Source organism: Streptomyces sp. NPDC001985, from assembly GCF_040296845.1.
Lineage (GTDB): Bacteria > Actinomycetota > Actinomycetes > Streptomycetales > Streptomycetaceae > Streptomyces.
Window position 1 is genome coordinate 1 of sequence record NZ_JBEOYB010000030.1, and the last position, 12,729, is coordinate 12,729.

The 12,729-nt window shown below is 70.1% G+C and carries 11 protein-coding genes and 1 tRNA gene; 3 read left to right on the top strand and 9 right to left on the bottom strand.

Features of this window, described 5'->3' with window-relative positions; all coding sequences use genetic code 11:
- Nucleotides 1–86 precede the first annotated feature (86 nt).
- A tRNA-Met gene (locus ABT122_RS15585) sits at nucleotides 87–160 on the bottom strand.
- A gap of 98 nt (nucleotides 161–258) precedes the next feature.
- A complete protein-coding gene (locus tag ABT122_RS15590) occupies nucleotides 259–3,204 on the bottom strand; it encodes a UPF0182 family membrane protein (protein WP_351551370.1) in 2,946 nt (981 codons plus the stop codon).
- Nucleotides 3,205–3,359: 155 nt separating this feature from the next.
- Between ABT122_RS15590 and ABT122_RS15595 the strand changes: the two genes are divergently transcribed.
- Nucleotides 3,360–3,956, top strand: coding sequence for a PPA1309 family protein (locus ABT122_RS15595; RefSeq protein ID WP_351551167.1), 597 nt, complete (start codon nucleotides 3,360–3,362; stop codon nucleotides 3,954–3,956).
- Nucleotides 3,957–4,008: 52 nt separating this feature from the next.
- Here ABT122_RS15595 and ABT122_RS15600 read toward each other — a convergent pair whose 3' ends face one another.
- The 4 genes from ABT122_RS15600 to ABT122_RS15615 form a co-directional block, all read right to left on the bottom strand.
- The gene (locus tag ABT122_RS15600) at nucleotides 4,009–5,097 is read right to left on the bottom strand and encodes a YlbL family protein (RefSeq protein ID WP_351551170.1); all 1,089 of its coding nucleotides are present in this window, start codon (nucleotides 5,095–5,097) and stop codon (nucleotides 4,009–4,011) included.
- A 118-nt stretch (nucleotides 5,098–5,215) separates the two neighbouring features.
- The gene (locus tag ABT122_RS15605) at nucleotides 5,216–5,389 is read right to left on the bottom strand and encodes a hypothetical protein (RefSeq protein ID WP_351551172.1); all 174 of its coding nucleotides are present in this window, start codon (nucleotides 5,387–5,389) and stop codon (nucleotides 5,216–5,218) included.
- A gap of 298 nt (nucleotides 5,390–5,687) precedes the next feature.
- Nucleotides 5,688–6,146, bottom strand: a complete 459-nt coding sequence (locus tag ABT122_RS15610; protein WP_351551175.1) for a molybdenum cofactor biosynthesis protein MoaE — start codon at nucleotides 6,144–6,146, stop codon at nucleotides 5,688–5,690.
- 130 nt (nucleotides 6,147–6,276) lie between these two features.
- Complete coding sequence (locus ABT122_RS15615; RefSeq protein WP_351551177.1) at nucleotides 6,277–7,404, bottom strand: SDR family oxidoreductase; 1,128 nt, start codon at nucleotides 7,402–7,404, stop codon at nucleotides 6,277–6,279.
- 191 nt (nucleotides 7,405–7,595) lie between these two features.
- Here ABT122_RS15615 and ABT122_RS15620 point away from each other — a divergent pair, with 191 nt between their 5' ends.
- Nucleotides 7,596–9,089, top strand: coding sequence for a zinc-dependent metalloprotease (locus tag ABT122_RS15620; RefSeq protein WP_351551180.1), 1,494 nt, complete (start codon nucleotides 7,596–7,598; stop codon nucleotides 9,087–9,089).
- Nucleotides 9,086–9,607: an NUDIX hydrolase gene (locus ABT122_RS15625; protein WP_351551183.1), complete on the top strand. Its 522-nt coding sequence runs from the start codon at nucleotides 9,086–9,088 to the stop codon at nucleotides 9,605–9,607. Before ABT122_RS15620 ends, ABT122_RS15625 begins: the two co-directional genes overlap by 4 nt.
- Before the next feature lie 85 nt (nucleotides 9,608–9,692).
- Here ABT122_RS15625 and ABT122_RS15630 read toward each other — a convergent pair whose 3' ends face one another.
- The 3 genes from ABT122_RS15630 to ABT122_RS15640 are packed head-to-tail and all read right to left on the bottom strand — an operon-like array spanning nucleotide 9,693 to nucleotide 12,682.
- Nucleotides 9,693–10,433 (bottom strand): AIM24 family protein, encoded by a 741-nt coding sequence (locus tag ABT122_RS15630; protein ID WP_351551186.1) that lies wholly within the window; start codon nucleotides 10,431–10,433, stop codon nucleotides 9,693–9,695.
- 18 nt (nucleotides 10,434–10,451) lie between these two features.
- Nucleotides 10,452–11,132, bottom strand: coding sequence for an AIM24 family protein (locus ABT122_RS15635; RefSeq protein ID WP_351551188.1), 681 nt, complete (start codon nucleotides 11,130–11,132; stop codon nucleotides 10,452–10,454).
- A gap of 14 nt (nucleotides 11,133–11,146) precedes the next feature.
- Nucleotides 11,147–12,682: a TerD family protein gene (locus ABT122_RS15640; RefSeq protein WP_351551191.1), complete on the bottom strand. Its 1,536-nt coding sequence runs from the start codon at nucleotides 12,680–12,682 to the stop codon at nucleotides 11,147–11,149.
- Between the last annotated feature and the right edge of the window lie 47 nt (nucleotides 12,683–12,729).

Consider the following 12,729-nt stretch of genomic DNA (forward strand, 5'->3'; position numbering starts at 1 on the left):
GGGTCCGTCGTGGTCGCGCGGACGAGCGCGTCGGCGGCGAACGTCGTGACGCTCCAGGACGTCCGCTGGGCCCTCTTCGATTTCAGTAGCGGGGACAGGATTTGAACCTGCGACCTCTGGGTTATGAGCCCAGCGAGCTACCGAGCTGCTCCACCCCGCGTCGTTGTGTTCACACACTATCACGACGCGGGATGTTGCCTGCTCAGAGGCGTTGCCACGAGGGCTTCGCCCGCTGCCCGCACCAGCCCCCGTACGGCGTTAGGACGACTTGGACGGGGAGGGCGAAGGGCTCTGTCTGCCCTCGGCCTCCGCGAGCCGCTTCAGCGCGGCGTCCAGGTCCTCCTGGGCCCTGCCGTAGGCGCCCCAGTCCTTCGGGTTCTCGGAGAGCGCCGCGTCGGCGTCCTCGTGAGCCTTCAGGACGTCGTTGATGGCGCCCTCCAGCGAGGTGTCACCCTCGGCCGGCGGCTTCGGCGGCGGATTGGTGGTGCCCTCGTCCTCGGACGGTGGCGGCGGCGATGTGCCCTCCTGCTCGAAGGCCGCGTCCAGCGCCTCCGACAGACTGTCCTTGAAGACCGGCTTCCCGCCGCCGTAGGCGACGGCCACCTTCTTCAGCAGCGGATAGTTGGCACTGCCACCCCGGGCGTAGACCGGTTCGACGTACAGGAACCCGCCGTCCAGGGGGATCGTCAGCAGATTTCCGTACTCGATGTCCGAGTCGGTGCCTCTGAGGTCGCGCACGAAGGTGGCGACTTCCGGGACACCGTTCAGCTCGGACTGCACCTGCGACGGGCCCTGGACCGTCTCCGTGACTCTCAGCAGCCTTATCGAGCCGTAGCTCTTGCTGTTGGCATCGGCGTCCACCGCCATGAAGGCGCCCAGATTGGGGCGTCCGGCGGGGGTGAAGGTGGTCGTCAGCGAGAACTTCTGCTCCTTCTCGCCGGGCATCTTCAGGCTCAGGTAGTACGGCGGGACCGCACTGGTGTCCTTCTTGTTCGTCGGGTCGTCCGGGACCTGCCAGGCGTCACTGCCGCTGTAGAACTGCTCGGGCTCGGTGACGTGGTACCGGGTGAGCAGCTCGCGCTGCACCTTGAACATGTCCTGCGGGTAGCGCAGGTGGGACCGGAGCTCGTCGGAGATCTCGCCCTTGGCCTTGACGGTGCCGGGGAAGGCCTTCATCCAGGTCTTCAGGACGGGGTCCTGGGTGTCCCACTGGTAGAGCTTCACCGAGCCGTCGTACGCGTCGACGGTCGCCTTCACCGAGTTGCGGATGTAGTTGACCTGGTTCTGCTGGGCGACGACCGCGCGCTGGTTGGTGGTCAGCGAGTCGGTCGTGGTGTCGCCGAGCGTGGTGCGCGAGGCGTAGGGGTATCCGTTGCTCGTGGTGTAGGCGTCCACGATCCACTGGATGCGTCCGTCGACCACGGCCGGGTAGGCGTCGCCGTCGATGGTCAGCCAGGGCGCGACGGCCTCCAGGCGCTCCTTGGGCGTGCGGTTGTAGAGAATCCGCGAGCCCTCGCCGACGGCGCCCGAGTACAGGATCTGCGGCTCGCCGAAGGCCACCGCGTAGGCGGCGCGGTTCAGCGTGTTGGAGATGCTGACGCCGCTCTTGCCCTGGTAGCTGGTGTACTTCGTGGGCCCGGTGCTGGCCTCGTAGTCCAGCTCCTTCTGCGGGCCGCCGACGATCGAGTACTGCTCGGTCTTCTCGCCGTAGTAGATCCGCTGCTCGTACTTCTTGTCCGGATTGTCCTCGCTGAGCTGCCCCTTGGTGGGCATGCCCGACTCGGTGAAGTCCGGCGAGCCCACGGTGCCCTCGGTCGGGTCGGTGACCGCGCTGGTGCCCTTGGCCGCGATGGCGCCGTAGCCATGGGTGTAGGTGAAGTGGTCGTTGATCCAGTTCCGCTTCGGGATACCCGTGATGTCCAGCTCACGCAGACCGATGACCGTGTCCTGCGGCTTTCCGTCGGGGCCGGTGTACCGGTCGACGTCCAGCGTCTTCGGGAACTGGTAGTACTTCCGCTCCTGCTGGAGCTGCTGGAAGGCCGGCGAGACGACATTCGAGTCGACCACGCGGTAGCTGGCCGCCGTGTTGGCGTCCTCGCGCTGCTTGGCCTTCTGCCCGGGATCGGCCTTGCCCGCGTAGTCCTCGGGCTTGGCGCCGTCGATGCCGTACGCCTTGCGGGTGGCATCGATGTTCTTCTGGATGTACGGGCTCTCCTTGGCCTGCTCGTTCGGCTGGACCTGGAACTTCTGGACGATGGCCGGGTAGAGGCCGCCGATCAGGATGGCCGAGAGCACCATCAGTCCGAAGCCGATCATCGGCAGCTGCCAGGTGCGGCGCCACAGGGTCGCGAAGAAGAGCACGGCGCAGATGACCGCGATGCAGAAGAGGATCGTCTTCGCCGGGAGATAGGCGTTGGCGTCCACATACCGCAGGCCGGTCCAGTTTCCGGTGGCCTTGAAGTCGCTGGACTTCACCGCCAGGCCGTACCGGTCCAGCCAGTACGCCACCGCCTTCAGCGACACGAAGAGGCCGAGCAGCACCGACAGGTGTCCGGTGGCCGCGCCGGTCGCCCGCGCGCCGGGGCTGGTGATCCGCAGCCCGCCGTACAGATAGTGGGTGAGCGCGGCGGCGATCAGCGAGAGGACGGCCGCGGCGAAACCGAAGCCGAGGAGGAAGCGGTACCAGGGCAGATCGAACGCGTAGAACGCCACGTCCATCTGGAACTGGGGGTCCTTCTGACCGAAGGGCACCCCGTTGACCCACATCAGCCAGGTACGCCACTGGCCGGTGGCGGAGGCTCCGGCGATCAGCCCGACGAGAGCGGTGATCGCGAGGAGCACCCACTTCTTGTACGGGGCGATGCCCATCCGGTAGCGGTCCAGGCTCTGCTGCTCCAGCGACATCGCGCTCAGCGGCGGGCGCAGCCGGTGCGCGAGCCAGATGTTCACCCCGACGGCAGCCGCCATCAGGAGACCGAAGACGGCGAAGAGGCCGATCTTGGTCCACAGGGTGGTGGTGAACACCGATGAGTAGTTGACGGAGCGGTACCAGAGCCAGTCGGTCCAGAACCCGGCAAACATGACAAATGCCATGGCCAGGACCGCCAGCACGCCCAGTGTCATCAGCAGGGTGCGGACACGCCGGGACGGCCGGCCCACTCTGATCCGTGGCCCGGTCGGGGGGCCTCCGCCGCGGTCCGGCATCTGGAAAGCCAACGTGCGCACCTCGAAGTTCGCGGTTGTGGAGATATTTCGCGGTCTGTCAGACGGGCCCCGCGATCCTAGAGCCCCACTGATGCAACTTACCGAGGCTTTACCTAGTTCCCATATCGGGGCCGGAAGGAGGCAGGATATTGGGCATGTCCAATGTTTCCCCTTCCACCCCCTCCTCCGGGGGCTCCGGCCAGACACCCTCCGGTCCGGGCCCCATCGCCGCCAGCCCGCTCACCCGTGCCGTACTGGAGATCGACGAGTACGCGTCGGGGCTCGGCTGGGACCAGCCCGCCCGGCTCTTCGCGCTGGTCGACACCGCCCGGCTGCGCACCCAGGAGCCCGGCCTCGCCACTCAGCTCGGCCTCGACAGCGATGAAGCGGGGTCGCCGCTGACCCCCATCGAGCAGGACGAGATCCCCGCGGGTGCCGCGCTCGACGAATTCCTCGCCACCATCGCCTGGCCGGACGCGGTGGTCGGCTGCGCGCTCACGGTGGAGCGCCAGATGCTGCCCGCCTCGGCGGAGGCGTCCGTGCCCAAGGGGCTCGACGACGCCTCGCTGACCGACTGGGTGGCGAGCCACCCGGACCGTCAGGAGGTCCGGATGACCGTGGCGGTGCTGCGCGACGGCGCCCGTGAGTCGGCGCTGCGACTGCGCGAGAAGGACTCCCCCAAGGAGGTCCTGACGGGCTCGGACCTGGTGCCGGGGCTGGCGGAGGCGCTCTCGGCGACCTTCGCGGGCTGACCACGGGCGGGGGCCCGGGGCCCCGGGTCCCCCGCGGGGCCCGGGCTCCGGCTCACCGGGCCGAGCAGCTCGGCAGCCCCGCCGTCTCGCCCGACCTGATTTTCTCCATCGAAGTGACCGCGTCGGCCATGGTGTCGACCTTCACCAGGGTCAGACCCCGGGGAATGTCCGACACCGCCGTCGCGCAGTTGTCGCTCGGCGTGAGAAAGAACTCGGCCCCGGCCTTCCGCGCGCCGACGAGCTTCATCTCGATGCCGCCGATCGGACCCACCTCACCCTGGTCGTCGATCGTGCCGGTGCCCGCCACGAACTCGCCGCCGGTGAGATTCCCCGGGGTCAGCTTGTCGACCAGACCCAGCGCGAACATCAGACCCGCGCTCGGACCGCCCACATCGGCGAGATTGATGTCGATGGTGAACGGGAACGTGTGATCGGTCCCGGCCTGGATACCCACGATCGCCCGGTCGCCGCTCTCCGACTTCGCGGTGGTGATCGTGACCTTCTCGGTCCCGGTGGGCCGCTTGCCCGCCTTCTCCGCGGCGGTGGCCTCCTTCGCCGGGACGACGGTGAACACCACGTCCTCACCGGGCTTGTGCCGGGTCACCAGCTTGGCCACGTCCTCCGGCTCCTCGACCGCGGTGCCGTCGACGGCCCGGATCACATCGCCCGCGTGCAGCCGGCCCTCGGCGGGGGTGTCCTTGACCACCGTCGACACCACCGTCTGCGTCCGCACCGGGATCTTCAGCTGCCTGAGCGCCGCCACCTTCGCGCTCTCCTGCGACTGGGTGAACTCCTCGGCGTTCTCCTGCGTCGACTGCTGCTCCGTCTTCCCGTCCGGGTAGAGCGTCTCGTGCGGGACGACGACATTGTCATGAGCCAGCCAACCGTAGACCGACTCGACGAGATTCATCCGGTACTCCGCACCGGTGACCCGGACCGTCGTCATATTGAGATGACCGGTCGTCGGGTAGGTCTTGCGCCCGGAGACCCGCAGAACCGGCTCGTCGTCGACATCGCCGAGCGTGTTGACCGTCGGCCCGGGAGACATTTCGGAGTACGGCACGGGGATGAGCACCCCGGCACAGAGCAACGCGATGAAGATCAGAGTGGAGGCGAGCATCGTCGCGGTGCGGCGTGGCATGGAACGACAGTACGGGACATGTCTGTCAATGCACTGTCGGGGCCGGTCCGTCCGGGGGGCTGGTCAACAGCGCCTCACAACGGGCGGCGGGAGGGCCGGAGCGGCGTGCGCGGCGAAGCTACTTCGCGGGGCTGTTGCCGGAGTCCGCCTTCTCCATCGCGTCGCGGAACCGCGCGTATCCGGCCAGCTCGGCCACGTCCCCGGTGGTCCGGTTCCGTGAGGCCCAGCCTCCCCATATCGCTGCACCGACAACAGCGAAAAGCGGAATCAACAACCAGGCGAGTGCTGCCATCGCGACCTCCCTACCCCACAAGCGGAACCCAACTGAGTGATCAGCAGATTAGCCATCTGCCAGTTCAACGCTCATGGCAGGGGGGCGGTTACGCAAATCGGGGCGCTTGGGTGCGCTTCGGGTTTCAACCGCGCCCCGTCCCCCGAACGACGGCGCCGAGCGACCAGGCAGGGGCTTCCTTGCACGGGGGTGCCGCGCGCCCGCCCGACCACACCGTCACCCGACCACCGCCCCTTTACGAGGCGCTACGCGCCCACCCGCCCACACCGTCACCCGACCACCACCCCTTTACGAGGCGCTACGCGCCCACCCACTCTTCTGTGCCGTCGCTGAATGTCTGGTGTTTCCAGATCGGGGCCTCGGTCTTGAGGTCGTCGATCAGTTGGCGGCAGGCCTCGAAGGCCTCCCCCCGATGGGCGCAGGCCACCGCCACGACGACGGCCAGATCCCCGACCCGCAGATCCCCCACCCGGTGGACGGCCGCCAGGGCCCGCACCGGGAACTTCGCCGCGACCCGCTCGGCTATTCGGCGGATCTCGGCCTCGGCGGTCGGATGGCTGGAGTACCCGAGGGTGTCGACGCCCGCACCGCCGTCGTGATCGCGGACGGTCCCGACGAAGAGCGCGGTGCCGCCCGCCGAGTCGTCGCCGACCGCCGCGAAGACCTCATCGAGCGAGAGAGGGGTGTCACGGACCGCGAGCAGCCGGATCGGGTCGGGCGCGGCCTGCTCACCCGGGTGGTCGTATCTGTTGCCCATGGGTCCATCGTGCCGCACGCCACTGACAGCGCGGAAAGCACGCAGGTCAGAGGCGTTCCCGATGGACGGCCCGCCCGGACCGGCGCCCGCCGGGGTGCGGCCCGGGGACGGCGGGCGCGGCCCGGGTCGGCTACAGCCGGCGCCGCGCCTTGCGGGCCCGGCGCACCAGGGCGGCCGTGCCGAGCAGCGCGACCGTGGCGCCCGCGGCTCCCGCCGCGGTGGCGTCCTTGCGGCCGAGGCGGCGGCCCGCGAGGGTGTGCCGGCCCTCCACCTCCTCCAGAAGGGCGGTGAGGACCTCCTCATTGGTCCACCGGGGACGCCAGCCCGCGTCATGGAGCCGGCTCACACTGACCACCCAGGGATGCATGGTGTAGGCCAGGTCGCCCGCGGGCGACGGGGTGAGCCCGATGCGGTGGAGCCGCGCGGCGGCGCCCAGGGCGACCGCCGAGGGCAGTTCCATGCGCCGGATACCGCTCAGCTCCTCGACCTCCCCCTGTTCGAGCCAGCCGTCGCAGCCGACGGCCAGCTCGCCCTCGACCTTCTCCAGGGCCGCGTACTCCAGCGCGCTCACCAGGTCGTCGACATGGCAGAACTGCCAGGCGGGACGGGAACCGGCGACCACCAGCAGGCGCGGTGACTCGAAGTAGCGGGTCAGGGCGGTGTCGGTGCCGCCGACCAGGACGGCGGGTCTCACCACCGTCACATTGAGCCCGGGGTGGGCGCGCGGGGCCCGGCGGCCGAGCCGCTCGATCTCCAGGAGGTCGCCGACTCCGGTGGCCTCGGCCGTGGCCCGCAGCTCGGCGTCCTCCGACAGCGGGAGGTCGTTGTCGGGCAGGGCTCCGTAGACCATGGCCGAGGTGCAGAGCACCACACGGTGCACCCCGGCCGCCGCGGCGGCGGTCAGCACCGTCTGCGTACCGCGTACGTTGTACGCGGTACGGGCGGCGGCGTCCGCCTCCAGATCGAGGTCGAGCGCCAGGTGCACCACCACATCCGCGCCGCGCAGCTTCTCGGCGATGGCCGGGTCGCGTACGTCGAGGATGTGCCACCGCGCCTCGGAGACCTCCCCTCGGCGCTCGTCGATGGCGATGACCTGCTTGACCTCGCCGGAATCGGCCAGCTGCCGGACGAGCAGCTCTCCGATGCCGGTGGCGGCGCCGGTGACCGCGATGACGGGGCCCCGGCCTGCGGGACCGTCGCCGGGGGGCGGGGTTGAGCGGTTTCGCGCTCCGCGAACCTGCGGATCTGGGGAACTCACCAGGCGTCTCCAGCGGTTGTCTTCAGTACGTGAGCGTATGACGCGTACGTACCAGGTGGCGTCCATCCTGCCCCAGGCCACGAGTCGGCGGAGCACCGAGCCCGGATGCGGGCCCGGGTGTCTACGCTGGGAGTGTTGTCGGGCATTCGCCGCCGGCCCGGAGCCGGCGGCCCTACGAGCCGAGGAAACCCGTGAGTGACACCCCATTCGGATTCGGCCTTCCGCCGGAGGAGCCGGAGAACGGCGACGAGGGCAAGAAGAAAGATCCCGCCGGCGGTGGCCACGGCGCCGGTGGCTCCTCCCCGCAGAATCCCTTCGGGTTCGGTGGCGGGGACAGCGGCGGGGACAATCCCTTCGCCGCCATGTTCGGCTCCCTGAACCCCAATGACCTGGGCGCCGCCTTCCAGCAGCTCGGCCAGATGCTGAGCTACGAGGGCGGCCCGGTGAACTGGGACATGGCCAAGCAGATCGCCCGCCAGACGGTCTCCCAGGGCACGGCGGACGGCAGCAAGGACGAGAGCGTGGGCCCGGCCGAGCGCACCGCGGTCGAGGAGGCCCTGCGCCTGGCCGACCTCTGGCTGGACGGCGCGACCTCGCTGCCCTCCGGCGCGAGCACCGCCGTCGCCTGGAGCCGGGCCGAGTGGGTCGAGCAGACCCTGCCCGCCTGGCAGCAGCTCGCCGATCCGGTCGCCGAGCGGGTCGGCATGGCGATGGGCGGTGTGCTGCCCGAGGAGATGCAGGCCATGGCGGGCCCGCTGATCGGCATGATGCGCTCCATGGGCGGCGCGATGTTCGGCCAGCAGATCGGACAGGCCGTGGGCGTGCTCGCGGGCGAGGTGGTGGGGTCGACCGATATCGGTCTGCCGCTCGGCCCGGCCGGCAAGGCAGCGCTCCTCCCGCTGAACGTGGAGCTGCTCGGCAAGGACCTCGGTGTGCCGAAGGAGGAGGTCCGGCTCTATCTGGCGCTGCGCGAGGCGGCCCATCAGCGGCTCTTCGCCCATGTCCCGTGGCTGCGGTCCCATCTCTTCGGCGCGGTCGAGGGGTATGCCCGGGGGATCGAGGTCGACACGACCAAGCTGGAGGATGTCGTCGGGCAGTTCGACCCGGCCCATCCCGAGCAGCTCCAGGAAGCTCTTCAGCAGGGCATGTTCCAGCCCGAGGACACGCCTCAGCAGAAGGCGGCGCTCGCCCGGCTCGAAACGGCCCTGGCGCTGGTCGAGGGCTGGGTGGACGCGGTGGTGCACGAGGCCGCCTCGACCCGGCTGACGGCCGCCGGGGCGCTGCGGGAGACCCTGCGCAGGCGCCGCGCCTCCGGTGGCCCCGCCGAGCAGACCTTCGCGACGCTGATCGGTCTCCAGTTGCGTCCGCGCCGGCTGCGGGACGCCTCCCGGCTGTGGGCCTCGCTCACCGACGCCCGCGGCGTCGACGGGCGGGACGCCCTGTGGGAGCACCCCGACATGCTGCCGACGGCCACGGACCTGGACGACCCCGACGGCTTCGTCCACCGCGAGCACCTCGACTTCTCCGAGCTGGACAAGATGCTCGGCGAGGCCGCGTCGAAGCGCTCCGGAGCCTCCGGGAAGACGGACGGCGGCAAGGACTCCGGCGCCCCGGAGGGCGACGAGGGCACGGGCGGGGACGACGGCCGCGATGACAAGGACGGCAAGGACGGCCCCGGCCGGTGAGCCTGCGCGACGACGCCGTACGGACCCTGAGGGGCTACGGCGCCCAGCCGGAGCTGCGGCAGCGGTATCTGGACCACCTGGCCGCCCACGCCGACGGGATGTGGAAGGCCTGCGGGGCCGGCCACCTCACCGCCAGCGCGCTGGTGATCGACCCGGAGCGCGGTCAGGTGCTGCTGACACTGCACCGGAAGCTCGGTATGTGGCTCCAGATGGGCGGCCACTGCGAGCCCGGCGACCCCACCGTGGCGGGCGCCGCGCTGCGCGAGGCCACGGAGGAGTCCGGTATCCCCGGGCTGACGCTGCTGGCGGGCGGCCCGGTGCGGCTGGACCGGCATCCGATCCCGGCCCCGTGCCACTGGCACCTGGATGTGCAGTACGCGGCGCTGGCCCCGGCCGGCTCGGTCGCGGCGATCAGTGACGAGTCGCTGGATCTGAAGTGGTACGGCTATGACGAGGTGGCCGAGGTGGCCGACGACTCGGTCGTCCAGTTGCTGAAGCGCACGCTCGCCCGGCTGTAGCGCACCGGCCGGAACGACCCGGCCCACCCAGCACGGGTAAGGGGCGGCCTCCAGGGAGGCCGCCCCTTACCCGTGCTGTCGCGGGTCAGTTCCAGGAGTTGTCCCGGTTCTGGCCGTCGTTGCCGAACTGGCCGCGCAGCCCCTCGCCGATCTGCGCGTTCTGCGGCGGCATGACCTCGCTGGGCTGCACCAGCGCGAAGCCCTGGCCGAGGAAGTTCAGCTCCCAGCCCTCTCCGGTGCTGCCGCGCCGCCGCACCACGCTGGAGGAGTGGGTCTGGGACTGCATCTGCACCCGCAGCGGGGTGGACCAGGCGACGATCGCGTCGGCGTCGACATTGACGTACTTGTCCGGTGTGATCTGCATCATCAACGGCTGGCCCGAGGTCATCAGCGCGACCTTGCCCTGTCCGCTGATGTTCAGCTGGTACTTCCCCGATCCGGAGATCCCGTACTGGCTGTCCACGGCGATGACCTCCGTGTGCAGCGCGGAGTCCAGCGCCAGGACGTAGTCGCTGTCGACGGTGATGCCCTCCCGGTCCACCTCCACGACATGGACGTACTGGGCGAGGTTGGCGAAGTAGACGGTGCCCTGCCCGGAGCAGCGCATCAGATCCAGGCCCTCGCCGGTCTTCGCACGGCTCCGGCGGCGGCCCGCCGACTCGTACTCACCGTCGAAGTCGATCAGCCCCTGGTAGGCGACCATCGCGCCCTTGCGGGCGAGGACGTCGTCGTGGCCGGTGAGCGAGACGCGCAGAAGCTGCGGGTTCTGGAGCACATAGCGCTCCTGGGACTGCTGTTCCCCGTGGTTGAAAAGTGGGCTCTGCATGGTGTTCTCCGCTCCCCCTCAGCCCCGGACGCGCAGACGGTCGGTGCTGTCCTCGCTCGGCTGTACGACGACGATGCCCTGGCCCGAGAAGGCCATCTGGAAGGCCTCGCCGCTGCCCCGCCCCATCAGGGAGGAGGCCTTGAAACTGCGCTTGCCCTTGACCTTCAGATTCGGCGACCAGGCGACCAGAGCGTCCGGGTCGACATAGGTCTCGTCGTCGCCCCGGCCGCAGTCGACGACGATGGGGGTGCCGCGCGAGGTCAGGGCGACCCAGCCGGTGCCCGCTATCTCCACGTTCCACAGCCCCTGGCCGGCGAGCTTGGCGAGGCCCTTGACCTTCTCGACGCCCCACTGGAGGTGGGCGTCGAAGGCGAGCAGATTGGTGCCGTTGACCGATATCGACTCGTTGTTGAGGCTGACGACGACCACATCGGCGCCGTAGTCGGCGAGATAGAGCAGTCCGTCTCCGGAGCACTTCATGACGGGCGAGCCCTCGCCGGTCACCCACTGGGCCGCGGCCTGGCGGGCGGCGGGCGGATTGGGCTCGTACTGGATGAAGCCCTCGTACGAGACGATCGATCCGGTGCGGGCGAACAGGTCCTGGCCGGTGGCCATGGCGACCTTGAGCATGGTGCGGCCGTGGCTCTCCATCCGGGCCACGACGGGGGTCGGGGCATAGCCCACGAGTTGCTGGTTCATTTCTTCGGGCTCCCTCAGACCTCGTAGGGCTGGACGACGATGAAGTTGCCGGGGGCTCCCCGGAACTGGAGGTTGACCGTCTCGCCGCTGTGCCCCGGGTAGGAGTGGCGGCGCAGTCTGACCTGGCTGGAGAGGATCACCTGGGAGGCGGACGACCAGGCGACGACCGCGTTGGCGTCGGCGAAGGTGGTCGGTGTGACCGGGAGCACCACGGGGGTGCCGTGGGTCTTGACGACCACGGTGCCGGTGCCGGTGAACTGCATGGTGAACAGCGCGCCGCCGGGGATGCCGTGGCCCTCGATGCGGCGGATCTCGTACTGGAGGTCCTCGTCGAAGGCGAGGACGTTCTCCGCGGAGACACAGATGCCGTCGCCCTGGAGTTCGATGGGGTGCAGATGCGCGGCGTCCTCCGCGAGGAAGACCTGCCCCCGGCCGGTGCAGCGCATCAGCTGCATCTCCTGGCCGGTGGCGTTGCCGATCCTGCGGCCGACGAACCCGGCACCCTTGTGGCTGAAGTCCACCTTGCCCTGGTACATCACCATGCTGCCGTGGCGGGCGAGGACGGCCGAGCCGCCCATGGCCATCTCCACGCGCATGAGGTGCTGGCTCTGGAGGGTCCAGCGCTGACCGGTGGGGCTCTCCCGGTACGGCTGGAGCGCCGCCTGGAGCCCGGGGCCGGCCGCCGGAAGGGCCTGGGCGGTTCCCTGCGGGGCGCCCGGGGGCTGCGCGTAGGGAGCGGGGGCCTGCCCGCCGAACGGCGCGGGCGGGCCCGGCGGTGCCACCGCCGGGCCGGGCACCTGGCCGAACGGCGGGGGCGGGGCCATGGCGCCGGGCGGGGCCGGTGGGACGACGACGGTGGGCGCGGGCGGGACCGGCGGCACGGGAGCGGGCACCACGGGCGGCGGGACGGGCGCGCCGAAGGAGGGCGCGGGCGGCGGGACGGGGGCGGCCGGAGCGGCCGGGGGCGGGGCGAAGGCGGGCGCGGCCCCCGGCGGGGGCGGGGGCTGGGCGGCCGGTTCCTCCTCGGCGACCTCGCCGCCGAAGTTCTTCAGCAGCGCCTCAAGGCCGCCGTCGAAGCCCTGACCGATGGCGGCGAAGCGCCAGACGTCCTTGAGGTAGAAGTCGCCCAGCATCACCGCGCGCTCGGTCGTGAACTCCGAGCCGTCGAAGGGGTAGCGGACGACCTCCTCGCCGCCGGCGACGATCCGGATGTATCCGGGGCCGATCCGCGACATCTGGCCGTCGCCGTCGAGGGTGGCGGTGAAGGAGAGCTTGTGGATGTGCGCCGGAATGGCGTCGAGCGTGACACGGAAGGACTCGGTGTCACCGGCCTGCGCGCCCAGGAGCTGAATGGACTCCTCGGGGGACTTCGGCTGGTTGAAGAAGATGAAGTAGCGGTCGTCCGACAACTGCTCATGGGCGTCGAGACCGAAACAGCTGATGTCGAAGGTCAGTCCCGGAGATGAGATCTGGACACCGACGTACAGATCCGTTCCCGCCGTGAGATCACTGATCCTGGCCTTGTGGCCGCGCTGGAATTCCCTGGCCATACGTAACGACCGTCCCCCATCCCTGAATGCGAATACGTCGCGACAGG

What these genes read in the sequence shown, in the direction of transcription:
- ABT122_RS15590 (WP_351551370.1), bottom strand. Translation starts at nt 3,204, where the DNA reads ATGCCGGACCGCGGCGGAGGCCCCCCGACCGGGCCACGGATCAGAGTG.
- ABT122_RS15595 (WP_351551167.1), top strand. Translation starts at nt 3,360, where the DNA reads ATGTCCAATGTTTCCCCTTCCACCCCCTCCTCCGGGGGCTCCGGCCAG.
- ABT122_RS15600 (WP_351551170.1), bottom strand. Translation starts at nt 5,097, where the DNA reads ATGCCACGCCGCACCGCGACGATGCTCGCCTCCACTCTGATCTTCATC.
- ABT122_RS15605 (WP_351551172.1), bottom strand. Translation starts at nt 5,389, where the DNA reads ATGGCAGCACTCGCCTGGTTGTTGATTCCGCTTTTCGCTGTTGTCGGT.
- ABT122_RS15610 (WP_351551175.1), bottom strand. Translation starts at nt 6,146, where the DNA reads ATGGGCAACAGATACGACCACCCGGGTGAGCAGGCCGCGCCCGACCCG.
- ABT122_RS15630 (WP_351551186.1), bottom strand. Translation starts at nt 10,433, where the DNA reads ATGCAGAGCCCACTTTTCAACCACGGGGAACAGCAGTCCCAGGAGCGC.
- ABT122_RS15635 (WP_351551188.1), bottom strand. Translation starts at nt 11,132, where the DNA reads ATGAACCAGCAACTCGTGGGCTATGCCCCGACCCCCGTCGTGGCCCGG.
- ABT122_RS15640 (WP_351551191.1), bottom strand. Translation starts at nt 12,682, where the DNA reads ATGGCCAGGGAATTCCAGCGCGGCCACAAGGCCAGGATCAGTGATCTC.